Origin of the sequence: Limibacterium fermenti (assembly GCF_041902845.1) — a bacterium.
Lineage (GTDB): Bacteria > Bacteroidota > Bacteroidia > Bacteroidales > Dysgonomonadaceae > Limibacterium > Limibacterium fermenti.
Genome location: NZ_CP159486.1, coordinates 2,721,681 through 2,747,923 on the forward strand (window position 1 = coordinate 2,721,681; position 26,243 = coordinate 2,747,923).

21 protein-coding genes and 1 pseudogene are annotated in these 26,243 nt (G+C 44.0%); 5 read left to right on the top strand and 17 right to left on the bottom strand.

Annotated features, from left to right (window positions below; genetic code table 11):
- Window positions 1-8: 8 nt before the first annotated feature.
- The 8 genes from ABNK31_RS11885 to ABNK31_RS11920 form a co-directional block, all read right to left on the bottom strand.
- The gene (locus ABNK31_RS11885) at window positions 9-1,487 is read right to left on the bottom strand and encodes a xylulokinase (protein ID WP_418892725.1); all 1,479 of its coding nucleotides are present in this window, start codon (window positions 1,485-1,487) and stop codon (window positions 9-11) included.
- Between the two features lie 175 nt (window positions 1,488-1,662).
- Window positions 1,663-2,850: a DUF1735 and LamG domain-containing protein gene (locus tag ABNK31_RS11890; RefSeq protein WP_418892726.1), complete on the bottom strand. Its 1,188-nt coding sequence runs from the start codon at window positions 2,848-2,850 to the stop codon at window positions 1,663-1,665.
- Between the two features lie 12 nt (window positions 2,851-2,862).
- On the bottom strand, window positions 2,863-3,870 hold the full coding sequence (locus ABNK31_RS11895; RefSeq protein ID WP_418892727.1) for a BT_3987 domain-containing protein: 1,008 nt from the start codon (window positions 3,868-3,870) through the stop codon (window positions 2,863-2,865).
- Window positions 3,871-3,882: 12 nt separating this feature from the next.
- Complete coding sequence (locus ABNK31_RS11900) at window positions 3,883-4,881, bottom strand: glycoside hydrolase family 18 (RefSeq protein ID WP_418892728.1); 999 nt, start codon at window positions 4,879-4,881, stop codon at window positions 3,883-3,885.
- A 36-nt stretch (window positions 4,882-4,917) separates the two neighbouring features.
- A complete protein-coding gene (locus tag ABNK31_RS11905) occupies window positions 4,918-6,534 on the bottom strand; it encodes a SusD/RagB family nutrient-binding outer membrane lipoprotein (RefSeq protein ID WP_418892729.1) in 1,617 nt (538 codons plus the stop codon).
- Window positions 6,535-6,547: 13 nt separating this feature from the next.
- A complete protein-coding gene (locus tag ABNK31_RS11910; protein ID WP_418895402.1) occupies window positions 6,548-9,859 on the bottom strand; it encodes a SusC/RagA family TonB-linked outer membrane protein in 3,312 nt (1,103 codons plus the stop codon).
- Window positions 9,860-10,113: 254 nt separating this feature from the next.
- Window positions 10,114-11,127: a FecR family protein gene (locus ABNK31_RS11915; RefSeq protein ID WP_418892730.1), complete on the bottom strand. Its 1,014-nt coding sequence runs from the start codon at window positions 11,125-11,127 to the stop codon at window positions 10,114-10,116.
- 106 nt (window positions 11,128-11,233) lie between these two features.
- Window positions 11,234-11,815: an RNA polymerase sigma-70 factor gene (locus ABNK31_RS11920; RefSeq protein WP_418892731.1), complete on the bottom strand. Its 582-nt coding sequence runs from the start codon at window positions 11,813-11,815 to the stop codon at window positions 11,234-11,236.
- A 253-nt stretch (window positions 11,816-12,068) separates the two neighbouring features.
- Here ABNK31_RS11920 and ABNK31_RS11925 point away from each other — a divergent pair, with 253 nt between their 5' ends.
- From ABNK31_RS11925 to ABNK31_RS11940, 4 genes are all read left to right on the top strand, one after another.
- The gene (locus ABNK31_RS11925; RefSeq protein WP_418892732.1) at window positions 12,069-12,554 is read left to right on the top strand and encodes a hypothetical protein; all 486 of its coding nucleotides are present in this window, start codon (window positions 12,069-12,071) and stop codon (window positions 12,552-12,554) included.
- Window positions 12,555-12,661: 107 nt separating this feature from the next.
- Window positions 12,662-13,309, top strand: coding sequence for an HAD family hydrolase (locus ABNK31_RS11930; RefSeq protein ID WP_418892733.1), 648 nt, complete (start codon window positions 12,662-12,664; stop codon window positions 13,307-13,309).
- 221 nt (window positions 13,310-13,530) lie between these two features.
- Entirely contained in the window at window positions 13,531-14,229 is a 699-nt protein-coding gene (locus ABNK31_RS11935; RefSeq protein WP_321578980.1) for a MotA/TolQ/ExbB proton channel family protein, read from the top strand.
- 9 nt (window positions 14,230-14,238) lie between these two features.
- Window positions 14,239-14,646 carry an ExbD/TolR family protein gene (locus tag ABNK31_RS11940; RefSeq protein ID WP_418892734.1) on the top strand — a complete coding sequence of 136 codons (408 nt, stop codon included), beginning with the start codon at window positions 14,239-14,241 and terminating at the stop codon, window positions 14,644-14,646.
- 77 nt (window positions 14,647-14,723) lie between these two features.
- Here ABNK31_RS11940 and ABNK31_RS11945 read toward each other — a convergent pair.
- From ABNK31_RS11945 to ABNK31_RS11970, 6 genes and pseudogenes are all read right to left on the bottom strand, one after another.
- Window positions 14,724-16,244 (bottom strand): annotated as a pseudogene (locus ABNK31_RS11945) (anaerobic C4-dicarboxylate transporter).
- A 64-nt stretch (window positions 16,245-16,308) separates the two neighbouring features.
- Complete coding sequence (locus ABNK31_RS11950; protein ID WP_418892735.1) at window positions 16,309-17,316, bottom strand: hypothetical protein; 1,008 nt, start codon at window positions 17,314-17,316, stop codon at window positions 16,309-16,311.
- A 112-nt stretch (window positions 17,317-17,428) separates the two neighbouring features.
- Entirely contained in the window at window positions 17,429-18,913 is a 1,485-nt protein-coding gene (locus ABNK31_RS11955; protein ID WP_418892736.1) for a DASS family sodium-coupled anion symporter, read from the bottom strand.
- Between the two features lie 19 nt (window positions 18,914-18,932).
- On the bottom strand, window positions 18,933-19,964 hold the full coding sequence (locus ABNK31_RS11960; protein ID WP_418892737.1) for a 2-oxoacid:ferredoxin oxidoreductase subunit beta: 1,032 nt from the start codon (window positions 19,962-19,964) through the stop codon (window positions 18,933-18,935).
- Window positions 19,965-19,967: 3 nt separating this feature from the next.
- A complete protein-coding gene (locus ABNK31_RS11965) occupies window positions 19,968-21,830 on the bottom strand; it encodes a 2-oxoacid:acceptor oxidoreductase subunit alpha (RefSeq protein WP_418892738.1) in 1,863 nt (620 codons plus the stop codon).
- A gap of 56 nt (window positions 21,831-21,886) precedes the next feature.
- Window positions 21,887-22,078, bottom strand: a complete 192-nt coding sequence (locus ABNK31_RS11970; protein ID WP_418892739.1) for a hypothetical protein — start codon at window positions 22,076-22,078, stop codon at window positions 21,887-21,889.
- 153 nt (window positions 22,079-22,231) lie between these two features.
- Here ABNK31_RS11970 and ABNK31_RS11975 point away from each other — a divergent pair, with 153 nt between their 5' ends.
- A complete protein-coding gene (locus tag ABNK31_RS11975; RefSeq protein WP_418892740.1) occupies window positions 22,232-22,591 on the top strand; it encodes a hypothetical protein in 360 nt (119 codons plus the stop codon).
- Window positions 22,592-22,918: 327 nt separating this feature from the next.
- Here the strand turns inward: ABNK31_RS11975 and ABNK31_RS11980 are convergent, their stop codons facing one another.
- From ABNK31_RS11980 to ABNK31_RS11990, 3 genes are all read right to left on the bottom strand, one after another.
- A complete protein-coding gene (locus tag ABNK31_RS11980; protein WP_418892741.1) occupies window positions 22,919-23,161 on the bottom strand; it encodes a hypothetical protein in 243 nt (80 codons plus the stop codon).
- 532 nt (window positions 23,162-23,693) lie between these two features.
- Window positions 23,694-24,914 carry an alkaline phosphatase family protein gene (locus ABNK31_RS11985; RefSeq protein WP_418892742.1) on the bottom strand — a complete coding sequence of 407 codons (1,221 nt, stop codon included), beginning with the start codon at window positions 24,912-24,914 and terminating at the stop codon, window positions 23,694-23,696.
- 199 nt (window positions 24,915-25,113) lie between these two features.
- Window positions 25,114-26,226 (bottom strand): endonuclease/exonuclease/phosphatase family protein, encoded by a 1,113-nt coding sequence (locus ABNK31_RS11990; protein WP_418892743.1) that lies wholly within the window; start codon window positions 26,224-26,226, stop codon window positions 25,114-25,116.
- Between the last annotated feature and the right edge of the window lie 17 nt (window positions 26,227-26,243).

Sequence of the window (26,243 nt, forward strand, 5' to 3'; positions counted from 1 at the left end):
ATTGGCAATTAGCAATCGGCATATGATTTCCAACGCTCATAAGCGTCCTGATATTGGGCGGTATTTGTACTCTCGGGTTCTATGGTCATGATCCGTTTTAAGGATGAAAAGGCTTCGTCATGAGAAGCGTAGATACCTGCGCCTATCCCGGCGGCTTTCGCGGCGCCGGCCGCCCCGTCGGTATCGAACAATTCGATGGTCGCGCCGCTCACGGAGGCGAGCGTATTCCGAAAAACTGGACTCTGGAACATATTGGTATTTCCGGCGCGTATTACCCGGACAGGCATTCCCATCTCCTGCATCACCTCCATCCCGTATTGAAAAGAAAAGACAATTCCTTCCTGAACGGCACGCACCAAATCGGGTTGGGTATGGATGTTGAAGTTTATTCCATGGAAAGAAGCGCCTACATTGCGGTTTTCCAAAATCCGTTCCGCCCCGTTTCCGAATGGAATGACCGATATCCCTTTAGCGCCGATTTTCGACTGTTGTGCCAAAACGTTCATGTCGTTGTAACTCAAGTTACCGGGAATCATATTATTCTTGACCCACGAATTGAGTATGCCCGTACCGTTGATACACAATAAAACACCCAAACGCACTTGTTCGGGACGATGATTGACATGAGCAAAAATATTCACCCGCGACAAAGGATCGTACTTTACTTTATTCATTATTCCGTAAACGACTCCCGACGTTCCGGCGGTTGAGGCAATTTCCCCCGGGTTGAATACATTTAAGGACACGGCATTATTAGGCTGGTCACCGGCCCGGTAGCTTACCGGCGTTCCCGGATTCAACCCCAATTCTTCGGCTGCCGAATCCGTCACTTCGCCTTGAATCGCGAAAACGGGTTTTATGTCCGGAATAAAAGAAGCTTCGAATCCGAAATAATCGAGAATATCTTTCGAAAGCTTATTCTCTTTGAAATCCCAAAAGATACCTTCCGACAGTCCTTCGATGGTCATCGATACCTCACCGGTCAATTTCATGGCGATATAATCGCCGGGGAGCATTATTTTATGAATACGGGCATAGATATGCGGCTCTTGTTCTTTTACCCAAGCCAGTTTGGAAGCCGTAAAATTTCCGGGAGAATTAAGCAGATGCGATAACACTTTCTCCTTTCCTATTTCCTCAAACGCTTTTTCGCCATACCGAACCGCTCGGCTATCGCACCAAATGATGGAAGGGCGAAGGACTTCGAGGTTTTTATCGACCAACACCAACCCGTGCATTTGCCAGGAAATGCCGATCGCTTGAATATCTTTTTTATCTATTCCTGAATGCGCCATTACCGAGGCATGAGCCGATTTCAGATTCTTCCACCACATTTCGGGGTCTTGTTCGGCCCAACCGGGATGTTCGGCGTGCATGGGCATTTCGTTTTTCGGATAGAAATCCGACGCAACCGTCTTTCCGGTTTCGACTTCCACTAAGGAAGCTTTTACCGAAGAACTACCTATATCATATCCTATTAAATACATGATTCTATCTGTTTATATTACTTTGGAATATTCAAACAATGTCGAATATTGCCAAGGTAGCTAAAAAACTTTTTCATCTTATTGGTGATTTTTTCATCAAATAGAAAATATAATTAATCCCCGGATATCCTTCATTTGACCGGGGATTAATTATCAGTCTTTTATAAACGGATGTTTAGAAAGGACATTTTTGACCATCGACATATTGTATCGTACCGTACGGTTTCGCATTATGTCCATGACCGGTCATATCGAGCACACTACCGTCTTCCTGTGTTTCTCCGTCGAAGCGCCAATAAGCAATCAGCCCTTCACTCGTCGGGTCGACATAGCATACGCCATCTTGAATCTGTGCAGACGTGCGGGCTACATTCCATACCCTACACTCGCTGACATACCCGTCGAAGAAACGTTGATGACCTACAGAGCGGCCGATAGCAAACGTATCGTTCCACGTATGACCGTCGTAAGCCATACTCAGATTGATGGTGCCTCCATTATTGGTTTCGACGAAGTGAATCTGCTCTCCATCTAAATACACACGGAGATATTGGCCATCATAAACAGCCGCAAAGTGCAACCAGTGACCGGTATCGAACTCTTTATCCACCCAAGACTCATAATGGTCTTTCCGGTCAGGGTGCGAAGCCGAACCGATAGAGCCTTTCGATAATTGAAGTTTATTATCGGGATTACCGGCACCGTCACCAAAACGGAAGAGGAAGTTTTCTTCACAACCGCACAACGAACTGATACCCGAAAAAGATTTAGGAAGCACTTTCATTTCAAGCGTCATTTGCCCCAGCGCCTTTACGGGGCTGTCTTCTTCTCCGAACGAAGGGATATCGAAGCATCCCCTCTTAGCCAGATAAGCGGCTTTTACATTCACAACCTTTGTAAGCAGAACATACGCCGTGCGCGAATTTTGCAACACTCGCAGATCGCCTCCTTCTACAGATGTGATGGATACCGGAAGACAGTAAGCCACTCCTTCTTGTAACTTTTCGGAGTCAGCGCTTACTTTAATTTGCGAGGACTGAGACTTCCCCGTATTGATGACGACCTCAGAACCCTCTATCGAATAACTACCGGATGGGGGCAACTGACAGTTCCGGCCGGTAGAGGCATTAAATGCATCCAGAAGTTCCGGCGCCGGTTTCAAACTAATCTTAACATCACTTTCGGTCTTCATGCTTGAAGTCACCGTAAGACCCATACTCGACTGCCCGTCTACCAAAAAGCGAATGTTGGACGAGGTCAACGTGCCCGTCATATAGATTGCATCGCCAAAGTCAGGTCCTTCTTTGCAGCCTGTCATACAAAGCAGCAAAGTAAATAAAGGGAATAATATATATTTCTTCATATTCTTCTAAAATTATTTTGCATAAATATTAAATATACCACCATATAGAGCTGTTCTGGGCTTAACAAACCGGATGTATTGAGTTGTAATAGGGGCATAAAAAACACAGAACTTTGAAGCACCACCGGTTATCTCACCTACCGATTGCCACGTCGTACCATCATTACTGGTATATATGGTCATTCCACCGAACAAGGAGCCATATTCATAACTTCCCCAACCGGGATAAGAATATCCATAATAGAGCGTAATCGCATCAAATGTATAGGGTTTACCCATATTGATGTCTAAATTGATATCTTCTGAGTTATTATTAATGGTACAATAAGTCGCCATATCCCCATCAAAAAGAGTTTCAATCGGATTACCCCATGTACTCACTGTTCCATTGGTGGTTGCCGACCATCCACTTTGATCTGCGACCAAAGTACCGGTAATGTCTTCCTCAACGGCATCATGATTCACATTATCTTCCGTGACGGTAACAATCAGATAAGTGGAAAAGAAATTCGTACTCGGTTGAGAAGCTCCACCCTCTATCGTAGTAAGACGCAGAGGAATAAGATATCCATTCTGACTTCTAAGGGTCGAAACGACCTCTGCCTTTTCGGTAGTAGTGATACGAAGCGTATCTGTAGTAGCCATAGCTCCCGCGGGGATATTCATAACAGCATTCTCTATCACGAGTGCCGCTGCCGGTATTGCTTCGTAATGAGTACCATGCTCTTCGTTATAAGCGGCAATCAATGAATTGTCAACCTCCACCGTAGCCTTGATATTTTCAGAAGCTTTCTGAGTGCACTTTAAGATCGTTTCGAATTCGAGATTACTGATAGAGCTTATAGGTGTTTGAATAATCTTGTAAGAGCCTGAATTATCAGGGATATATACTCGGTTGTATGGATCGCCGGGGAAATCGTATGTCTCTTCATCACTACAAGCTGCAAAGCTTATAATGCCGAGAACCAGCAGACCTGCATAAAATATATTTTTTATATTCTTCATATTTATTTCTTTCATTAAAGTGATTAATTAATGAATCGCCGGATTCTGAATTTGGATGCATTCCCGAAAACGCTTGTACGGATACGGATTACTTTCATGTACGTTGTAATCGCGATGGATGAAAAAAGCGCCAAAGCCGCCTTTCTTACCTTTAGAAGGTTTGTAACGCGCATAGTCATAAAGTCCGCCCACGTTGGCACTTTGCCAATTATCCCCCACGTTAGCGCAATAGACTACCTTTTCACTGGGCCAACCACCATCGTTGCCAGGAGAACCTCCGTATGTTTGCTGGAAATAGTAATTACAGATATCAATCAATTGATTTGGAGCTCCGCCGTCTACGCAAAGCATCTTATCGGTATCGGTCACCTCTTTCCCATAACGCTCCTGGATAAGTTTCAACCGCTCCTCCTTCGTGATATCGGGATTCGGCCCCATATATTTTGCCAAATGCTGCATAAAATGGATGAAATAGCGGCCACTCAAGAAGTCTCCTTCCGGTTCGTAATCAGCATCGAATCCATCCAGATCGTTTTCAAACACTTGATCTAAAAAATATTCGGCATACATCTCAATCGCTTTAAGGATAGCTGCATCCTTTTCTTCTCCGTTCTCCATTTGACGCGCCTCATTGTACGCTTGTTTGAAAGCATGCTCGTCTGTTTCGGCATCAATACGAGTGATGGCTACCACAAACATTTTGGTTCCTTTTACTTTCTGCACGAAACGGATTTCTTCCCAAATGGCCGTGTTTTCCTTTGCCGGAATACCACCCCACAGAGAACAGATATCGAGACTATCCGGCAAACCCATGAAACGTACGCCCATCGAATTCTGTGCGCCATATTGGGCAAACCAGCCGAAAGAAATCGGGTGATCGCTGGCTTTGTAAGCACGCAAGTTCTCATAATATAAATCGCTGTAGGTATACGGGTTCTGAATATCCTCCGATTCAATATTTGTATCGCACGAAGTTGCGAACACTCCTATCGCTACAAGAGTTAATAGATATTTGATTGTATTCATAATCAGATTATTTATTTATAGATATTAAACATATTGTTATCGTCTTACATCCCACCATAGTCTTGTTCCGGCAGTATCGCCATTCCCCCCTAATAATGATACGGCGGCTTGTGTATTTTCACTGTTGTCGGAATATTCCGTCGTCGGAAACTTCAAGCGGCTGATCATCTCATTACTCGCCACCTCTGTGGTGTATGAGTAAGAACTGATTCTCACAAACCCGGGGTAACCGGTACGGCGCATCTCGCTCCAAGCCTCCTGTCCGTCAGGATACAAAGCAATCCACTTCTGAATCATGATGCGTTCTAACTTCTTCTCGAGAGTAGCGCCTTCATCCCAGGCTACGGGAAGTTGAGAAATAAAGCTGTTCACGTTTGTTCCCCGGTTCGTAACAGGATCGGTATAGGTAGTAAGCGGTAAACTCTCTTGATTGGCGATGTAGGCATCGACACCTGAAGCGCCTTTAGATGAGAAAGAAGCCCGGACACCCTGTTCATAATAACTTTGTACCGTTTCCGTTCCCAAGTTGAGCCGTAACTTCGCTTCCGTCAAAAGGAAATAAGCTTCAGCCACATCCATCCATTGCATATCATCGTTTTCATTGAAGTTTAAGCCCGAAGCCGCACCTTTATAGGTATCTTTGGATATATTCGTAAGCCCGTTTCGCACACCATGATAATTTCCATCGTTGGCTGCCGGACAGAAATACCTTGAAAGACGAGGATCATTATAACCGTTCAGATAACAATCCATCGTAGCACCCATACGCATATCCTGAAAACTTTCGCTCACTTCCCACAAAGGATTGGTGAATGAAAAAGAGGTCATCTGGTGCAAAATAGCCGAATCGTCGATTGTGGTTATCAACCCATTGCTATGATTAATAGCGGCAGCAGCTTCGGTTTCGGCCTTAGGCTGGTCGACAAAAGAAATGCGCATAGCCAAACGAAGACGAAGCGTGTTGGCAAACTTAATCCATTTAGCCACATTACCATTATAGATATAGTCGTATTGCTCCATATATTTGGCGGAATTGCTGCTATTATAATCCGTCAATACATCGATCGCATCGTCCAATTCCTCGAAGAACCGGTAGTACACGTCCTTTTGGCTATCATAAGGCACCTGAATAGCAGAACCAAACCGAGTATAAGGTATCGGCCCGTACATATCGGTAATACGGCTCATGCCGAGGACTTTCACAATGGTAGCCATAGCCCTTGCCGGAGAGGTCTCATCGGTATTGTCAACGATGGACTTCCAAGGTTGCATCACGTTAGTATAGGCGTCGTTGAAAGGAGCGTTATACCAGTCGCGATAGAGCGCATAATGGTCGTTATGATACGTGGTATAACTATAAGTATTAATATTGGCAATATAACTGGCAAAAATATCGCCCGTCAGCATTTCCGTGACCTGATACCGTCCACCCAATCCTATGCCATCGGCCCCTTTACCTACGATAAATACGCCTTTCTCCATTTGAGTGAAATAGGCGCCCGTATTCAGGTTGTCATATTCCATCTGTTCGGAGGTAACTTCATTGGGATTAATGTTCCAGTCCTTAAAGTGATCCGTGCAAGAGGCAAAAAGCAAACTTCCTGCTACGCATACACCGCAAATAAGCTTTGTATAGTTAAATATATGTTTCATCTTAAAAAATTCTTTAGAAGTTTAGTTTAACAGAGAAACCAAGGTTCCGCAAACTCGGCAACATGAAGTAATCCATACCGCTGAAGTGCGTTCCCGTGCTAGCCGTCAATTCGGGGTCGTAAGGAGACTTGCAATAAAACATAAAGAGATTGCGTCCTGTAAAGGCAACGTTGAGTCCCTTGATCCATGGCGCCAGTTTTGCGACAGGAATGTCGTAGCCGAAAGAGAGTTCGGCAAGACGTACATTTGTAGCACTGTACACATACCTGGAACCGACACCCGTACCCACTGTCGTATAATACTTCTGAGCGGCAGGAACCAAATATCCGTTGATCATGACCCCACCGGCATCACGGGCATCGGCAGAAGCCTTCGATGTTCCGTAAGAGTCCATCAAAGCCTGCGTCATAGACACTCCTACACCGCCCACGCGGGCATTGATTAAGAATCCGAGAGACAAACCTTTCCAATTGAAAGAGTTGCGCCATCCCATGGTATATTTGGCCTGCGAGTTTCCGGCATAAATCCAACCGTCTTTCCTGTCACCTGCATTTCCGTCTACCGCGACGGTATTGTTTACATAGTCCACATCGATAAATCCATGTTCATCGGTACGTAATGCCGTCACATACAAATCGCCAATAGAACCACCCTCTTCCAAACGGGTTTTCACATTACCGATACCGGCCAGATCCAACATATCCTGCTCAACAACTATTCCATTGGGCAATGTAGTAGGACTCAAAAGTTTTTTAATCTTATTACGGTTGAGCGTATAGGTAAACGTAGAATTCCATTGTACGGGCCCAAGCGGCTGATTGAGCGACAAGCTCAACTCCACGCCCTTATTATCCACTTGTCCCCCATTGATATAAATGGATGTATAACCCGAAGAAGAAGAAAGTGTGGGATTGAACAACTGGTTGTATGTAGAAGTCTTATATAAGCTAACGTTCAACGATAACTTATCATTCCAAAAATTCGATTGCAAACCCACTTCCCAGGCCTCAGTCCGCTCGGGTTTGATATCGGTGTTGGGGTAAGTCGTCGTCGTAGAAGGTGTACCCGCCTGATAAGGATGCGTTTGATAAGCAATGTAGCGTGTAGGAGCATTTCCGACTTCACTGTAAGAACCGCGAAGTTTTAAGAAGGTCAGTACATTATTCTTAATCGGTAGCAGATCGGTAAGGATAGCCGACAAACCGATAGAAGGATAAGCGACATAATGGGTATTGGTCCATGCCAAAGCAGAGGCCCAGTCTGTGCGTCCGGTCAAATCCAAATAAAGCTTACTTTGCCAACCGACTTGCGCAGTAGCGAAGATCGATTGGGTTTGGTCGTGATAACCGTCTTGATCAAACTCCGCATTTGCCTGATTGAGGTTTTTCAACGTGAAACTATTGGCAACCGAGTTGAGGTCACCCCCCACACTATAATATTTATAGTCGACATCCTGTATACTGGCACCCACTGTTGCGGCCAATGAAAAATCGCCGAAGTACTTGTCGATATTTAGCATTACATCACCATACAGTTGTTGGGTGGAAGCATCGGCCTTGTAATAAGCCCCATATCGTTGTGCAAAAATAGCGTCGGTCGAAGCCGAATATTTCTTTTCATTTATAGCAGAAGTGTAATCCATTTTGGCGCGTGCATTGAGGGTAATGCCCTTTGCGACGTCATAAGACAAACCACTACTGACAAGAAAACGATTCTTATGATTGATAAAATTATCTCGATTGGTAATCCAATAAGGATTTTGCATCGCGATACCCATATTTCCCCACGGCCAATATTGAGTTTTAAAACCACGACTCTCATCGTACATTTCAAACAATTCATAGGTTTCTAAGCCATAACTCGGCGACATCAAATACACAGGAACAATCGGATTGAAGTATTGGCCCTGAGAAATCATATTTTTTTCTCGGATATTCATATAATTGGCACTGAGATCGAGCCGTAACTTATCATCCAGCATACTGGTGGTATTACGAATGGTAAAATTATAACGATCGAGCGTATTGTTCAATACGACTCCTTCGGCATTGGTGGCAGCCATTGAGAGGAACGTCTGGTTTTTATCGGAACCATTACTGATCGTAAGCGCGTTTGTCTCGTTCCAACCCGTCTGATAGAAATCCAACGGATCATAGCTGCTCGGTTGGGCCAATTTCTGTCCCCAACTCTGTAGGGAACCGCTGGCAGCTCCATAGGTGTTTTGAAATTCCGGGGTAACAAACGGATTATAGAACGAGGTATTGTTGGTGAATGTTACATTCATTCTTTCCGCATTCCCTTTCTTCGTCGTAATCAAAACAACACCATTAGCAGCCTCGCTACCATATAGAGCCGATGCTGCCGCTCCACTCAACACCGACATACGATCGATATCCTCGGGGTTAATCATGGATGCCCCGTCACCCGACTGGCCCATACCCGTAAAGTAATCGTTAGGCTGTGTGGTCTCTAATGAAGGCATCGGAATACCGTCAATCACATAAAGGGCATTGTTATTTCCACTGATAGATTTGGCTCCTCGCATCACGACTTTTGCTCCGCCACCGATACCGGAAGAACTGGCATTAATGGCAACCCCAGCCACTTTACCGGCCAGAGCATTGACAAAATTGGCATCTTTTACGCCGACAATCTCCGATCCGGTGACTTCTTGCACATTGTAAGAAAGCGCTTTTGCTTCCTTTTTAATCCCCAAGGCCGTTACGACCAATTCGTCGAGCGCCTTGGTATCTTCTGCCAGCACAATCTCGAACGCGTTTTTGCCGGCTGTGGAGAGAGTCTGCGATTGATACCCGATATAAGTTACCTTGATGACGGCACGGTCGCCGACCTGCAAGGTGAAATGTCCGTTTATATCCGTGATCGTACCGTTAGCCGAAGCGCCTTCTTCTACGATATTCGCACCGATAATGGGCTCTCCGTTGACATCGGTAATTTTCCCGGTGATTGTCTTTTGTTGTTGCTTGATTTCGTTTGCCGATGCCGACGGGAGGTCATTGTCGCGTTTGGGATGTAGAATTATCTGTGAGCCTTTCACTTCATATTCCACTCCTTCGGGGGCAAACAATTGCTTCAACACGGAAGCCACCGCTTCTTCCTGAACCGTGACATCGACTTTCCGATCGACATTTACCAGTTTGCTATTATACAGGAAATAATAGCCTGATTTCTGCTCAATGGCTTGCAATACTTTTTCGATGGAGGCGTTTTTCATATCCAGCGAAATCTTTGCTTGTTGAGAATAAATATGTTCCGCCTGCAATTGAAAGGCAAAAACACAACATAGTATAATGGCTATCCTCATGGCTGTAGGAATTTTATTTAATAAATGATAAAGGACACATCCTTTTTGTTCATCTGATGAATTATTCATATTTTTACATTGTTATTAAATACTTTGATGGTTTAGTAACTTGCTTGCTGTCGGTAAGGTGATGTTTTCCGCTCAGCAATCACTTTACGGGAGGATGTTTTTCGTTCTCCCGTTTTTTGTTTACGGAATAGGGGTTATCATGTCTTCATAGGCGTTTCTCCTTTCTCTAATGGGTCTTTGTCATTTTATTTTGATTGTCTGATGGTCACTTCCCTTTGGGTAAAGGTATTATTGTCCAACTGTTTTTGTTTCGATACCGTATACGAAATGGGGGCCGACCGCTTTAATAAATCGAGAATACCTTCGAGGGTTTCGTCGGTAAAGGTCGCCGTGTATTCGTATCCTTTCAACTCCTCGCCTTCGAGGCGGATAACCACGCCGAACTTGCGGGAGAGTTTCAGGGCGATGTTTTCGAGCCTTTCGCGACGGAATACCATTTTCCCGTCTTTCCATGCCGTATCGACATACGTGTCGGTTTGCCGGACATCCATTTCGCCCGAACTTAACGTCAAAACGGCCTTTTGGCCTTCCTGCAGCGCGCGGTTCCCTCCGGCATTATCCGGCATCACATCGACATTTCCTTGAGCCAACGTCACCTGATAGTCGGGGGCGTCGGGATAGGCCGCCACATTGAATTCCGTGCCGAACGCACTGACGGTCATATCGCCGGGTGTAACCACGTCGAAGCGATGCTTCTTGTCGGCGGCGACTTTAAAATAAGCCTCGCCCGTCAGGCGGACCGTCCGTTTATTCTTCGAAAAACGCTGGGGATAAGTCAGCGTACTTTGTGCGTTCAACCATACTTGGCTGCCATCGGGCAAAGAGGCTTTCGTGACGACACCCGGCGCCGAAGCGATCGTAATCATCGACTCAGGCGTTGCATCCTGCATGGGTTTTATTATATATTGATGGATTAAAAGGAGCGGAAGCAACACGGCGGCTGCGGTCCGGGCGATATCCCATATCTTGTGTCTGAACGATACGCGCGAAATCCGGCGGGAGACAACACGCCATGCTGATGCGGCATCGATCTGCTTCTGCTTATCCAACTCACCGGTTAGGTTATAGATATATCGTATCTGATCGGCCCTCCGTTTGAATTCGGGGGAAGAGTGCATCAACGCATCGCATTCGCGAAGCGCTTCCGACGGCAGATATCCTTTTAAATAAGCTACAATATGGGCATCACTGAATTCCATGTATCACGTTTTATTTTTCAATTGTCTCTCTACAAAAAAACACTTTTTTGCTCGTTCTATTCACTTGACGTATGAAATCGAAAAGCCCCTATGTTAAAATCGATATTTATTGAAAAAAGCCCGGATAAAGCAGTATCAACATCGGGAGATAATCTTTCAGGTCTTCTCTTAATAAGCCCAATGCTTTGGAGATATAAGCCTCCACCGTTTTAGGCGACACGGACATCTCGGTGGCGATTTGCTGATAGGTCAACTGTCCGAAGCGGCTCAACTCGAAAGCCCGGCGGCTGTTCTCCGGTAATTTTTGCAAAGCTGCCTGCAGCAAGCTTTCCAATTCGCGTACCGTATAGATTTCTTCGGGAGAATCGGAATAGTCTTCGCCGGGTTGCTTGTCCAGATATCGCTGCCGGGTAGATTGCTTGCGTAAGTAATCGGTACAATTGTTTTTCACGGAAGTTATCAGCAGATTGCGGAAAGAGGATGCAACTTCTATCTTTTTGCGGTTGTTCCAAATCTGAAAGAAGGTATCCTGCACAATATCCTCACACATCTCCGGCGAGGAAATGTAGCGTTCGGCGAATACACACAGCGATGGATAGAACTCGAAAAACAGCGCTTTAAAGGCTTCCTGATCGTCATTAAAGGCAATTTTCCTGAACCAATCATCCAACAACGTATTATCTTTCATCTCAAAAATAAGGATAGTTACTTCGGAACCACTCTTGCAAAATTTCTACAAAGATGAGAAAAAACATTTAATATGGAAAAAACTTTCTGCGATATTGTGTTTTGTCATGAGAATCACCGAAGCATAAAACGCCAATAAAAAAATATAAATAGTTTGTCAACTAAAAGAAAAAACGATCTATGGCTTATTTTTTCTTTTACATTTCATATCTTTGCCAATATATAAAAAACTGATAGCCATTAAAGATAAAGTAATGAGACGAGTCAAATATCCGTTGTTCTTAATCATTGGAATTGCATTCTTCGCTTGTTTTTATATCCGAGATCCGAAATATCTAAAAGAGATTGCCGAGGCCACAATCATAGGAATATTAGCGGTGGCAGTCATTCCTGAAATAAGAAGATATTATGACATACGGCGTTCCATTAAAGAAGGAATAAAAACGATCCGGGAAGGACAAGCATTTGTGCTCGACGAAATGCAAATTTCCATCGCTAAAGATTCGGAGAAAGAAAACGCCTTAACCGTCCGAAACCTCTCACAATGGATTTACACCATTCATACGTATGATAGCGCCGAACAAATGCGCCTGCTGGTAAAAGACTTCGAGTCGCTACAGAAATACCGGGCATGGCGAAATTTCATTTCCGGGCTTGCCATACAAATCAACTTATATTCAGACGAAACATTTGAGGAGGAAATTATCGAATCGACCATCCGTACATATCGTTTCCAATAGTTTTTTTCAATGCAGACTTAAATCAGGAGAGCAAGAGCTTCATAATTTGCGGCGATTCGCCCGATGTTTCGTATCTTTGGAAATCATACACGCAAAGCAAACAAATAATGAGTTATAAGGGATTACTTTTTGATTTGGACGGGACCTTGATCGACACGATAGCGGATCTGTCCGATTCGATGAACCACGTATTAACCGGCTTAGGGTTTCCGCCGCATCACGAGACCGAATATAAATCGTTTGTCGGCAGCGGCATCCGCAACCTGGCGCGCCTCGCTCTTCCCGAAACGGCACGCGACGAAGCGACCATCGAGTCCTGTTATCGCCGCATGGTGGAGCACTATAGCCGTAACAGCCTGAATAAAACGAAACCTTACGAGGGCATCGAAGAGTTACTCGACACGTTGAAAGCGCGCGGACTGAGCATGAGTGTGCTTTCCAATAAAGCGGATGCAGAAACGCAACGGATTATCGCCGCGTTACTGCCCGGCTATTTCGACCTCGTCATCGGCATGCGCTCGGAAGAGTTGAAGAAACCCAATCCGGCCATGGCGTTACAGATAGCGGACAGCATGAAGCTGCGCCCCGAAGAAATCGTCTATGTGGGCGACTCGGATATCGACATGCTCACCGCCTGCGATGCCGGCATGTATGCCGTAGGCGTATTATGGGGCTTCCGGAGCAGGGAACAGTTAGTGCAAGCCGGAGCCGCCACTATAGTAAACCATCCGGCCGAAATAGCTTCGCTCCTATAACCCGTCCGGCAAAAAATAAGGGTCTTATTATTCCTTTTAGGAGTATTTTTCTTTCGAAAGGCGACTTTATGAGACCTCATGAAGCCATTCCGCCGGCCCGAATAAAGAAAAATTGACAACCCATTCGTGCATAATAACGAAATTATGCGTATTTTTGACGTTTCAAAAACGTTATCCAATAAAAAGCGTATTTTTAAACCACCGATAAAAAGGATTATTTTATGTCATTTCAATTAGCATTCACGTTACTTCAAGATGTATCATTTGTCAACGAAGTTCCCGGCGTAACCCAAGACGTCAGCATTAATTATTTCACCATGTTGATGAAAGGGGGATGGATTCTGGCCCCTATTTTTTTGCTGCTCTTCATTTCCGTATATATTATTATAGAAAGATGGTTGGTTCTCAGACATGCTACCAACGATGACAAGATGTGGCTTCCGCGTGTAAAAGAATTGATTAACGAAAAACGCGATGAAAAAGCGCTGGTTTTTTGTTCTCAGATAAACAACTCATCCTCTCGGGTGATCAGCACCGGATTGGAAGAAATCAAAAACGGCGCCCGGGAAGTGGAGGAAGCCATGCAGGTGGAATCGCGCCAGGAAGTTGGCCGGCTCGAAAAAGGAATGAATTATCTGGGTATCAGCGCAACGATAGCCCCGATGTTGGGTTTCCTGGGAACCATCTTCGGAGTAATCACCATATTCTATAATATATCCGTCACCAACGACTTGAGTATCGGAACCATTTCCGACGGCCTTTACCAAAAGATGATCTGTTCGGGAGTCGGCCTTTTCGTGGGAATCATCGCCTATGCAGGCTATTACATTCTGAATACGAAAATCGACCGGGTGGTAGCACAGGTAGAAAAGGACTCGAACGAGATCCTCAAAACCATCCGTTTACAAAATAAAGCATAAACACCGAGAATGAAAATCGAACGCAGAAAAAGCAGGAATGCGGAAGTCTTTACGGCTTCTTTGAATGACATCATGTTTTTCTTGTTGATGTTTTTCCTGATCATCTCCACGATGGTCACGCCTTCGGTGGTGAAAGTAACACTGCCCGAAGCGTCCGCAGCAGAAAACACGACAATGAAAAAAGCGGTGCACGTAGTGGTGACGCGCGACTTACAGTATTTTGTCGATAACGAAGAAGTGACTTTCGACCAAATAGAATCACGCCTGGAATCTATCCTGGCCGCCAAGCAGGAGAATGAAGAGTTGAATGTGATCTTGCAAGCCGATAAAAGCCTCACCCTTCAGGACGTGATCGACGTCATCAATATCGGTTATAAATTGAATGTGAAAATGGTGCTTTTCGCCGAGAAGAAATAAGCAGCGACAAGAGATAAAAGACAAAAGGAACATTCCCGGGGGTTACGCTGTGAGCGACACTCCCGGGAATGTCGTTTTTAACCATAAACAAATGACGACAGCAGCAACCCGATAACTGTGGCCGAGAATACCCCTATTAAGCCCGGAATCATAAAACTATGGTTCAGAATATATTTGCCCATGTGCGTCGTTCCTGTCCTATCAAAACTTATGCAAGCTACGTCGGAAGGATAAAAGCAGAAGAAGAAATAAGCATAAGATGCAGGGATGCACCCGATAAGTATATTAGTAGGTATATTCAGCATAAATCCTAAAGGCATCAATACCGAGAGTGTAGCCGCCTGGCTTTTCAAAAACATGGAAATACAGAATAAAGCCACGGCGAAAATCCAGGGATACCTCTCCGTCCAACTGCTGATGGAAGAAAGCAAAAACGGTTTGTTGTTTTCGATTACCGTTTCACTCATCCACGAAATCCCGAAGATCATAATGACGGCAATGGCTCCTGCGCTGAAAACTTTAGTATCGGATATTTGTTTTCCCTTTAAATTCGTGCTTAACAAAATAATTCCGCCCACGGCAAGCATTACAAATTGCAATACTTCCGTCATTGGGATGCGTTTTCCATTCAGTCCCGTAGGAATCAGTTTGTCGGGGTTTAACGCGATAATGATAACGGCAAGAATACCCACCAAAAATAATGTTAAGGCGACTTTCGCATTTTTACTTGTCGCTAATGAAGTCTCTCTTTCGATATCGCCGGTAATATATTCCCGCATTTGCGGATCTTCCATTTTCTTTAAATATTCAGGGTCTTTATCCAAATCTTTCCCCCTGTTGAGGCTCTAAGTGGCCGCAACCATCACACCCAGAAAACAAGCAGGTATAGTTACTCTAAGAATTTCCACCAAGCTTATTTCAATTCCTACTGCGGCGCCTACGCCTATCATCGTTGCCGCGGCTGCCGCAACGGGAGATGCCGTAATTCCCATCTGACTAGCGATGGAAGCGATGGCCATAGGCCTTTCTGGGCGAACTTTCCGTTTATAGGCGACATCATATATAACGGGGAACAAGGGATATACCGCATGGCCCGTTCCAACCAACACGGTTAAAAGAAAAGTACACGTCGGTGCCAAATAGACAACATATTTCGGATGATTCCGAAGGACTTTTTCGGCCAAGTTCACCAATATTTGCAATGCTCCCGTAACTTTCAATGTGGATGAGGCGGCAGTTACAGCCAAAATAATAAGCATCACATCGATAGGCGGTTTCCCCGAACCGTCTCTAAAGCCAAGGACCAACAGAGCCACGCCCAAACCACCTAATAATCCTAAAGCAATGCCCCCGTATTTAATTCCAAAATAGATGACAAGCAGTAATAAAACAAATTCTATTGCAAACTTTAGCGAAGCATTCGCAGGAATCGTTTCACGACTGTTTTCCGGATTAGCTGTTGAGCCTCCCGATTTAAGGGAAGTATTAGTTTGAGCCATCGTAATACTCGCCGTTTGTCTTTCATTCAATAAATCGGTTTGTGCGGCTACATTCAAACTGAAAAGAGCACATAATATAAGGAAAAAGACCTGTTTCATACTCGTGTTATTTATGAATTAATCTGTTTTTACAATGGGTTTGGACAAATAGACAGAGTTGCGCTCAGAGTACCAATATCAATCCTACAATCAACTTATCCGAATCTTTTTCATTGCCCAAAATATCGATTTCCCGATTGACAAAACACCGCTCGTAGTTTAGTCGTAACAACGACGAAAAATATTTTTGCGTTAACCCGAACCCCACGCCGACAGTCAACCGGTTCACATCCATACCGCTTTCTTCATGCCCCTTCTTCAGTGCATCCCAACGAACGGCGGGTAGAACATTTTTGAATATCCAGCTCTTTTTGAGCGGGAAACCATAAACTCCCTGCACATAGTACGACAGCAGGTCATCTTTTTCGTCTTTCCTATTGTCGCGATTGATCACTTCCGTTTCTATCTTCCAGTTATCGCCTTCGTAACGTACATCGGCGCCATAGAAAAAATAATGCAACTCCTCGGAATTAGGATAATCGTAAAATTTCACCGTCGCGCGAGCGCCTTTCATGGCGCCCAATTGAAGCCGTGCCCCGTAAGACATGTTTTTACCCTTACGCCATTCCGATTTATTGATGGTATTCCCGTTAAAGAGACCCAATTCCACCGAAACGGGCATAATCCCCGCATAAAACTGATACTTTCCCGACAGGCCGACGTCGCGCGTACTCAAAAAATAGTCCCCGATATACGGACGAGTGGCAAACATCATCGAAGAGGGACCTGCTACGTACGGATTGAAAAGAGGAATAGCCGTTTGTCCGAAAGTCAGGGAAAGTCCTTGCACCGGCATAAACGTCGCCGACAAATCCAAGACGTTGAAATTTCCATTGTCTTTCAGCGTAAGTTGTCCCCGATAAGAAATATTTTCCGTAAAATTTCCCACCGCATCAACTCTCGAATTTTTCACGGAGAATTGATTAGTACCTGCTTCAAAGGCATGTTCGTAATTACTTACTAAAATTTCGGTTACCTTTAATTTAGGATAACGGATCGAATCTGTTTTCTGGCCGAATAAAAGCGCCGGAAACAAAACGAATAAAACAAAGAATAATTTTTTTCGTATCATATATTTTTCACATTAAAAATTAAGAAAATTCATTTCATCAATTTATTCTTTCAATAGGCTGTTTATGGATGATAGGTTATATCAGAAATAAAAATATGCTATTGTTTCCGGTTCATACGAGACCGATCCATTTCCAATACGTTGCCGCAAATACCAATAGCAACAGATAACCGATAATGGTAATGGGAACGCCGCTCTTAATGAAATCTTTCGCTTCAAAGGTATCGGTTCCGTAAGCGACCATTCCTTGAGGGGAGTTAACCGGGAAAATAAATCCGAAACAACAAGAGAATTGCAAGATCATAGTCATACCTACTACATTAATTTCGCCAGTAACCGTTTGTAATACCGAGATGACAATGGGAATCATGGCAGAAGAAAGAGCAGTAGCACTGGCAAATCCCAGATGAATAAGAATTAAGAATGCGCCCATAATGGCGATGATGGCCAACGGGGTTGCCGAGGAAAGCCCTAAACCCGAATTAAGCATCTTAGCCAACCATGTTGCTCCTTCCGTCTTAAGGAGTGCCGTGCCGAGGCTAATTCCGGGTCCAAACATGACAATCGTTCCCCAATTGATTCTGGGCGCGGTATATTTCCAGTCCATTATCCCTATTTTGGGAAGCATCAACAGCGCGATGGCTATGATAGTGGTAGTCGAAGTATCGAAATTATGAAGTATTCCTCCCGTAGACCAAAAGAATAGTAAAAGAATGAGCACGACTGATAATTTTTTTTCATCTTTAGTCATCGGACCCAAATCGGATTTCATTTTTGCAATAGCAGTAACCCCGCCAGGAAGAATGTCGAATGATGGTTTGTGTATCGCCATGGACAGGAAATAATAAATGACAGCTAAAATGAGTGAAAAAGGCGCAGCGGCCAATAACCAATTGATCCAAGGCACCGTCGCATTCAATTCCGAATTAATGAATTCCACCGCTACCATATTTTGCGCGGCAGCCGTTTGAATCATGATATTCCACATGGTATCCGCCTGTGCAACACCAATAACCAGAAGTCCGGCGAATTTACTTCGATGATCAATATCCATAATATTTAAAATACCCATGATGATCGGTAAAACACAAGCAACACGAGCTGTTGAACTGGGAACAAAAAATCCCAACACGAAACCGCAGGCGATACATCCTAAATAAATATGGCTGACCTTCGCTCCCACTTTTGAAAGCATTGTCAATGCGATGCGGCGGTCAAGCCCGGTTTTCATCATTGCCACGGAAATAAACATCGCCGCCGCCACAAGCAAAAACGCCGTACTTGAAAATCCGGAAATTCCCATTTTTAAGGCTTTACTCGTTCCCATTAGTTTTGTTGTATCGGCTATATCCGGCGCGGTACCCAATAGAACTGCTATCAAAGTCATAATTATAATCGCACTGACCGGATAAGAAACCGTACTCGACATCCATACGATGACAGCAAACAAAAAAATACCGATCATCCGCTGACCTGCAACGGTCAACCCTTCTATTGTCGGCATTAAAACAAAAATCAAAAGAACAATAGCTCCGATAACCAGTCCCCACTTTTTAAAGAAACCCTCTTTTTGAACTGTAATTTCATTAGTATTCATAAGATCATTATTTAATTTTTCATTTTACTTCCCAAATGTTTGTAGAATACATCAAAAAGTCGTTAAGGCACCTTTCAGGCAATCTATTTTGCACAGTAACAATTTGTTTTTCATACTCTTCTTCATAAGTAGGCGCGGAAACACACCTAATCGTGCCCAAGGCTATAGGAAGAGTATTATTATACCCCATTAAAGCGAGCTTCATGTGTAACGTCACATCACGAGTTGTTGCATCATGTACCAGTACATCATCCAAGGTATACCCATCCTGTCCAATAGTTACCGCTTTTAAATCCCATCCCTCACGGACGATTCCCTTGTCATTATTGGCCCCGAAAAGCATTTTTTCACCCTGTTTGAGCAGAATTGTTTTTTCGGAGCGCGCCGTACGGTCAGTAATGCTTTTGTGAATACCGTTATTGTATATAACACAATTCTGCAAGACCTCCACTACAGATGCCCCCTTATGTTTGGCGGCCTCGACCATTATCAGAGTAGAATTTTTCAAATCGCTATCAACCGTTCGTGCAAAAAAAGTACCTCTTGCTCCGAAACATAGTTCAGCCGGTCGAAACGGGTCTTCGACTGTTCCGTAGGGAGAAGATTTGGAAATAAACCCTCTGTCCGAAGTAGGCGAATATTGACCCTTTGTCAATCCGTATATTTTATTATTAAACAGAATGATATTTAAATCGATATTACGCCTTAAAGCATGAATAAAATGATTTCCGCCGATAGCCAAAGCATCACCGTCGCCCGTAATTATCCATACGTTTAAGTCGGGATTAGCCATTTTCACCCCCGTTGCGATTGCCGGGGCCCGACCATGAATACTATGAAAAGCATACGTGTTCATATAATAAGGTAATCGTGACGAACAACCGATGCCGGATACTACTACCGTTTGATGCGGTGCAATATTCAACTCAGCCATTGCCGCATGTAAACTCTTTAAAATGGCGTGGTCGCCGCAACCCGGACACCAGCGCACATTTACGTCGTTCTTAAAATCTTTTGCAGTATATACTGCCATAGTTTCTGTTGTTTTCATAATTTATTTTTCCTCCATAATTTGAATGAATGCATCTTCCAACTCATCTACCATAAATGGTTGTCCCTGAATACGATTAAATTTACGTATGGTTATATCGCCGAACATGCTTTGCAGATAGGCTGCAAAATGCCCGCTGTTTTGTTCCGCTACGATAATGGTGCGATACTTTTTCAAAATATCTTGCGTATTGCCTGGTAAGGGGTTGATAAACTTAAAATGCGTCAAGGCCACCTTTAGGCCCTTTTTCCGCAGACGGAGCATCGCTTCGAGCAAATGTCCACGCGTACCGCCCCAACCCACGATAAGCGTGTCGGCATCTTCATCACCCATGACTTCTTGCAGAGGAATATCGCGGACTATGTTTTGTATCTTGGCTTGACGGGTATCGACCATCCGTTGGTGATTGTCCGCATCGTAGGAAATGGCGCCGGAATAGTAATCTTTTTCCAGGCCGCCTATACGGTGCATATAGCCCGGTGTTCCAGGCACCCCCCAATATCTGACGAACGATTGGTCGTCGCGAAGATAGGGTTTCCACTTTTCGGCACTTTCTCTGAAGTATTTTTGAACATACGGCGGATGGATTTCCGGATAATCTTCCTTTTTTGGAATCTTCCATTCTGAAGCACCATTTGCAATATATGCATCGCTCAGCAAGATTACAGGAGTCATGTGCTCCAAAGCGATCTTCGAGGCCCAAAAGGCGCTATCGAAGCAATCCGTAGGAGAGCAGGCGGCAAGCACGACCACGGGGCTTTCGCCACTGCGCCCATAGAGGGCCTGAAAAAGGTCGGATTGTTCACTCTTAGTAGGCATCCCCGTAGAAGGTCCCCCTCGTTGCACATCTATCAAAACCAAGGGCAACTCAGTCATCACCGCCAACCCAATCGCTTCGCTCTTGAGCGCCAAACCCGGACCGGAAGTCGAAGTAGCAGCCAAACAACCGGCAAAACTAGCTCCTATGGCGCTGCAAACGCCCGCAATTTCATCTTCCATCTGCAAGGCTTTCACGCCCAGATCTTTTCTTTTTACCAACTCGTGCAAGATATCGGTGGCTGGAGTGATGGGATACGAGCCCAGAAATAGTTGCACACCCGCTTTTTCGGCAGCAGCTATCAAGCCGTAAGCTATGGCGGTATTGCCGTTGACGTCCGTATAAAAACCCTGACGGCTTTCCGCCCTCTCGACATAATAGGTAGAGACGGTCAACTGAAGATTCTCGCCATAATTATACCCATCGAGTAAAGCTTGGAGATTCGCCTGAGCGATAGTCGGTTTTTTCATAAATTTTTGCATCAACAATTTTTCGGCAGTCTCCAGAGGCCTGTTGAACAGCCAGCATACTATCCCCAGGGCAAACATGTTTTTGCACCTTAATATGTCTTTTGTCTCCAGACTGCTTCCTCTCAACGATTGTTGGGTGAGAGAACTGATGGCCACTGGAAGGGATTGCACATAATTCAACTCCAGTTCCACGAAGGGATCGTCGGTTTTGAATTCAGCCTTTTCGAGATCTTTTTTCAGAAAAGAATCCGTGTCGAAAAGAACGATAGAACCTTTTCGCAAGTGTTCACGATTCACTTTGAGGGCAGCGGGATTCATCGCCACCAGCACATCGGCCTTGTCCCCCGAGGTATATATCCCCCTGCTTCCAATGCGCACCTGAAAACCCGAAACACCGCTGAGCGTGCCTCGGGGAGCACGTATTTCCGCCGGATAATCGGGGAAAGTGGCTATTTCGTTTCCGAAGATAGCCGATAAGGTCGAGAATATAGTTCCCGATAACTGCATGCCGTCGCCCGAATCACCTGAAAAGCGAATCGTTACTTGATCTACATTGGTAATAGTTGTTTGATTACTCATAATTCTGTATATTCTTTATTCGTTAGATTCAATAAATTCAAAGTCCATAGATAAAATCAATCTTTAGCCACCCCATTTTCAATTCCTCCGTCCTCCACGCCCCCCCTTGCGAGCGCGGCTTTGCGGATACGCTGCGAAAGCTCGCTACGCGTTCGTTCCTTCAAGGCGCTGCGAACGGTAACTTCACTTACTCCGAACATTTTAGCGAGTTTCCCTCGTTCCCCATGTTTCATCAAAATCTCTCCCATTTCCTTACATCATAATTTTTTCGTACCTTTACCCCTGCTTTCTAAATCGAAAGAGAAAGGAATGCAACCATCGAAAGAGAAAGCAAAGTAATAAGATATTTCTTAATAAACCAAATATTTTGTAAGATATTTTCTACTTATTTTATGGGGACATTGGAGAGAATCAAAGAATATATTGATTATAAAGGTATTAATATAAAGAAATTTGAAGAGAATGTAGGGTTCTCAAATGGTTCTTTTGGTTCGCAATTAAAAAACAAACGCACTATCGGTGTCGATAAATTAGAAAATATCTTATCCGTCTATCCTGAGATTTCACCCGAGTGGCTTCTTACCGGTAAGGGGGAAATGTTGAAATCGAAACCACAACCAGAAATAAATCCCGAAAATGTGGTTGATCGGTTGCTCAATGAATTGAAAAATCTGGTGGCCGAAAATACCGCACTCAAAATCGAAAATGAAAATCTCAGGAATAAAAATGCGGAATTGTTCAAGGACTTTGGTAAAAGATGAACTCCCTGCCGGCACGGATCAGAATATCCTGTACCGGCAGGGAGAAACTTTTTTTCACGGATAACGCTGATTGCCCCTGATTTTTTACAGTCCTACTAATTACCGGGGAGAATCAATCTGCAAAATCTGCGAGGGATTATTTAAAATAAGCCCTTTTGCTAAATTCATAAAAAAAATAGCACTGGAGAACGGTAACAGTATTCCTTTTTCACGTTTTCCAGCGTTTTTTATTTTTCTCCACCATTTAACTATGAAAACAGGAGATTATCCTTGAGAGTATGGGCAGGGGAAGCGCTTCATCTCCTTTTGGCTATTATCATTGAGTATCTATGCTATTGCCTTGTGTTCTTCCTGTTGTTCCCTCCGGGCCAACCTCACGGCATTAGCCGTGTGAATGCCAAACAGGATCCAGAGTATCTCGGTTTGCGCGGTTCGGGCTTTGACCTTGCGCAGATTGTAATGTTCTTTCTCCGTACCGCTACCCTCCAGGCGGGTTGACCACTCTTTGGACAACAAAGAGCACAGTTTGCTTCTTTCGGCCTCATCACGGGCGTGTCTCCCTTTGCGCACAAAACCGGTATAAATGGGAGAAGGGGATGAAGAACATATTTGCGTGTCTTGTTAGTGGCATAGATAGCATCGGCGGCAAAATGAATAATTTTGCCATTATAGGAAAAAGTTTTTGGAAAGGCTTGTTAGTAATTTGCCTTTATGTGGTTTAGGTACAAGGACTTTAACACGACAATAACTCATGTGAATAAAGCCCTTTTCCGCTACTTCTTAGCGGTAGTTCCTACGAGGCGGTGTCCTTCCATTAGCCAAAGACAAGGGTTCCGCCACGAGGGGAATCTGAAAGAAGTCGACAGTAAACTCTCGGTCTGCGGAATAAGAACCTCATATTATGCTTATGCTGTGTGGATGACTATACCAAATAAAACAAAATTGTAAAGTTATATCGTAGGGAGGGGACCCCGCATACTGAACAGCACATACGATGGAGAGAGGTCAAAAAACAGAAGCAGGAGAAAACAAAAATAGTTTTCCCCTACTCGATTAAAAAAAAATTATTGGACAACAGACAAGTGTGAATTGAAATACAGGTTTATTTTTTCAACCATCTGTTCAGATGATTATTAGGCGTGACTAATGCAAACTTATAGAATTTGGAAGAGGGCAAAGAATTTAGATCGACCTGATATTTTTCTTTTGAAGCGCGAACTACATCCAGTTTGATCCATTCATCTTGTTGCCCTTCCTTAAATTTGTTATCGCATGCTGCATATATTGTCACTTCGGCATTCTTTGATAGACAATTCCAGTAAAGCCAAACCGTCTGATCGAAAGTTCGGGTCTTCATATCACAGATATCCACTTTTCCGGTAAATGGTATTCCATCTTGCTCCCATAATACCGGATCAGGTATACTGAATCCCATAAAACGACAAATAGAAGGAGCAATATCGATAATTGCGACGTTTTCATTTCTAAAATATTTATTTACGGGTACATTTGTGGAAATCCAAGTAGTCCGTTCACAGGAAGATTGCCCCCCATGACTGTACCCATTTTCTGTGCGCCCATGGTCTGTTGTCACGACAATCATCCATTCTTCATCAAAATGAGATTCGCGATATTTTATTGATTCCCAAATACGCGCAATTTGCTTATCCGCTTTTCTAACATATTCATCAAAAACGGCACCGTTTCCTTCATTATGTCCAGCATCGTCAGTATACCATAAATAAACCCAACTCAAATCGGGAGCATCTTCTCGAATACTTTTAGCTGCCTCAATAGAAACTTTTTCATCAATATCGAAAATATGAAGATCTTTTTCTTTATGAGGAAAATGGATGGCATCCTGATCATATCCGTCTTTTGCGATATTTATTTTCAAGTGGTTCGTTTCAGGTTTACCTTCCCCTAGTAAAACAGTTCGATTATCCGACCAACTAGAATATATTGCTGTTTTGTACACTTTAGGCTGTTCTTTTGCAATTCTAAATAAAGACCAGTAATTATAATTCGGTTTCAAGTTAGAGTTCCCGTTAACGTCATGTTTATTCGACCAAGTTGAGGTTAGTAGGTTCGTATACCCAATTGCTGAGATAGTAGCGGTTTCCGAATACCAGCCGATTTCGCCCCCCGTATAAGCTCTACCATAAGCTCCTTTAGATGCAATATCAAATATTGCAGGAGTATGTAATCGTTCAATTTGATATGCCGGGACACCGTCAATAATGATGAAGACCGCTTTTCGATCTTTGGCTGTCAACTGAAAACATAAAAAAGAGAATAGAATAAAATAATAAAAGGGTTTCATTGTAACTTTTGTCTTAATTAAATCAATAGCTCGTTATAATTTTAAAATATAGTTATGCAATAATACGATAATACTTTATTAGGACGTCCTTACCACTCATATTTTGGCGGAACTTTCGTCCATCAGGACAACTTCCTATTTTCATTCGCATGTAAACCGGTATCTCAAAACTCCCGCAAGCGAGGATGATACTTACCCGTTATTTCGCCGTTTTCAACCTGAACGTTGCCAAACAGCCTTTATGATCGGTCGGCCAAACACCTTTGGGTTCTATGAAAACATCCTCCGCATCGTGCTTTCTCATTTCGCCATAATATACCGAACCCGACGGCCCTACAATGCGGGCATCCGTCAATTTAACAGCCGGTGAAGGATGATAGTAAATGAAATCGATTCGGTCCCGCTCATCTACAGTGGGACAAAATGACAACTTGCTAACATCGGTATCTTTATTGGCTGAAGGGAACGTAAACCCGGGAAACCTTACCGGATCAGGATAAATTTCCCGGTAAGAATCTTTATAGCCCGCTTCTGCAAGCATGTACGAACAGTCCCAATTAATCACCACCCCATTGTGATCCCAACGATTTTTAGTATCCTCCTGCCAATCGAGATGAGAGGGTTCATTAAAATCACCGCCGATGATCACGATATTGCCGTTGCCGGTTTCATTTTGCGCATCTGCCAAAAAAGCCTTAATGGATTCATCTCTTGTGGAGATACGGTTTGCTTGAAGGACAGAATCGGCATCCGTTACCGGAGCTTCGATTTTTTGCCATGTCGTGCCGCTATATCCCCGGGGAAGATAGCATTCGTAATGGGTATAATCCAAATGAGCCGAGTAGAGGACGATTTTTTGATTACGGATATCGATGGAAGCCTTTAAGATGGAGCCGGCATCCTTGAGCGGCTCCGGATTATCGATTTTATATTTCGAAAGAATCCCCACATCCAGCGTAAGATTTTCCCCGTAATAGGATTTGCCTCTTTCTTTTAAGGCGTTTACCAGTTTATAACTGTACGTTAGGTCGCCCTCGTTTTTCAATTCACATAAAAGCACAACGTCCGGGTCCAACTGCACAATAAAATCCACCAGTCCACCAAAGGCGCCGGGAACCATTGTCGTTCCCATCCACACATTAAGTTGCAGGACTTTCAATTCTGTCTGCTTGGAAGGTTTGGAGACAGGTTTGCTGTTTTTCTCTTCGGGATTCTCCGCAAAATTCTCTTGTTCATGCGTTCCGCAGAACGTATTTGCGCTGCCGGTTAAAAGCCCCAGCAACAGCAGTAAAAATAATTTCATTCTTTTCATAATCCATATTTATACAT

What these genes read in the sequence shown, in the direction of transcription:
- ABNK31_RS11905 (WP_418892729.1), bottom strand. Translation starts at nt 6,534, where the DNA reads ATGAAACATATATTTAACTATACAAAGCTTATTTGCGGTGTATGCGTA.
- ABNK31_RS11940 (WP_418892734.1), top strand. Translation starts at nt 14,239, where the DNA reads ATGAAAATCGAACGCAGAAAAAGCAGGAATGCGGAAGTCTTTACGGCT.
- ABNK31_RS11955 (WP_418892736.1), bottom strand. Translation starts at nt 18,913, where the DNA reads ATGAATACTAATGAAATTACAGTTCAAAAAGAGGGTTTCTTTAAAAAG.
- ABNK31_RS11895 (WP_418892727.1), bottom strand. Translation starts at nt 3,870, where the DNA reads ATGAAAGAAATAAATATGAAGAATATAAAAAATATATTTTATGCAGGT.
- ABNK31_RS11990 (WP_418892743.1), bottom strand. Translation starts at nt 26,226, where the DNA reads ATGAAAAGAATGAAATTATTTTTACTGCTGTTGCTGGGGCTTTTAACC.
- ABNK31_RS11890 (WP_418892726.1), bottom strand. Translation starts at nt 2,850, where the DNA reads ATGAAGAAATATATATTATTCCCTTTATTTACTTTGCTGCTTTGTATG.
- ABNK31_RS11935 (WP_321578980.1), top strand. Translation starts at nt 13,531, where the DNA reads ATGTCATTTCAATTAGCATTCACGTTACTTCAAGATGTATCATTTGTC.
- ABNK31_RS11950 (WP_418892735.1), bottom strand. Translation starts at nt 17,316, where the DNA reads ATGATACGAAAAAAATTATTCTTTGTTTTATTCGTTTTGTTTCCGGCG.
- ABNK31_RS11930 (WP_418892733.1), top strand. Translation starts at nt 12,662, where the DNA reads ATGAGTTATAAGGGATTACTTTTTGATTTGGACGGGACCTTGATCGAC.
- ABNK31_RS11925 (WP_418892732.1), top strand. Translation starts at nt 12,069, where the DNA reads ATGAGACGAGTCAAATATCCGTTGTTCTTAATCATTGGAATTGCATTC.
- ABNK31_RS11885 (WP_418892725.1), bottom strand. Translation starts at nt 1,487, where the DNA reads ATGTATTTAATAGGATATGATATAGGTAGTTCTTCGGTAAAAGCTTCC.
- ABNK31_RS11985 (WP_418892742.1), bottom strand. Translation starts at nt 24,914, where the DNA reads ATGAAACCCTTTTATTATTTTATTCTATTCTCTTTTTTATGTTTTCAG.
- ABNK31_RS11910 (WP_418895402.1), bottom strand. Translation starts at nt 9,859, where the DNA reads ATGAGGATAGCCATTATACTATGTTGTGTTTTTGCCTTTCAATTGCAG.
- ABNK31_RS11900 (WP_418892728.1), bottom strand. Translation starts at nt 4,881, where the DNA reads ATGAATACAATCAAATATCTATTAACTCTTGTAGCGATAGGAGTGTTC.
- ABNK31_RS11960 (WP_418892737.1), bottom strand. Translation starts at nt 19,964, where the DNA reads ATGAAAACAACAGAAACTATGGCAGTATATACTGCAAAAGATTTTAAG.
- ABNK31_RS11970 (WP_418892739.1), bottom strand. Translation starts at nt 22,078, where the DNA reads ATGGGAGAGATTTTGATGAAACATGGGGAACGAGGGAAACTCGCTAAA.
- ABNK31_RS11965 (WP_418892738.1), bottom strand. Translation starts at nt 21,830, where the DNA reads ATGAGTAATCAAACAACTATTACCAATGTAGATCAAGTAACGATTCGC.
- ABNK31_RS11920 (WP_418892731.1), bottom strand. Translation starts at nt 11,815, where the DNA reads ATGAAAGATAATACGTTGTTGGATGATTGGTTCAGGAAAATTGCCTTT.
- ABNK31_RS11915 (WP_418892730.1), bottom strand. Translation starts at nt 11,127, where the DNA reads ATGGAATTCAGTGATGCCCATATTGTAGCTTATTTAAAAGGATATCTG.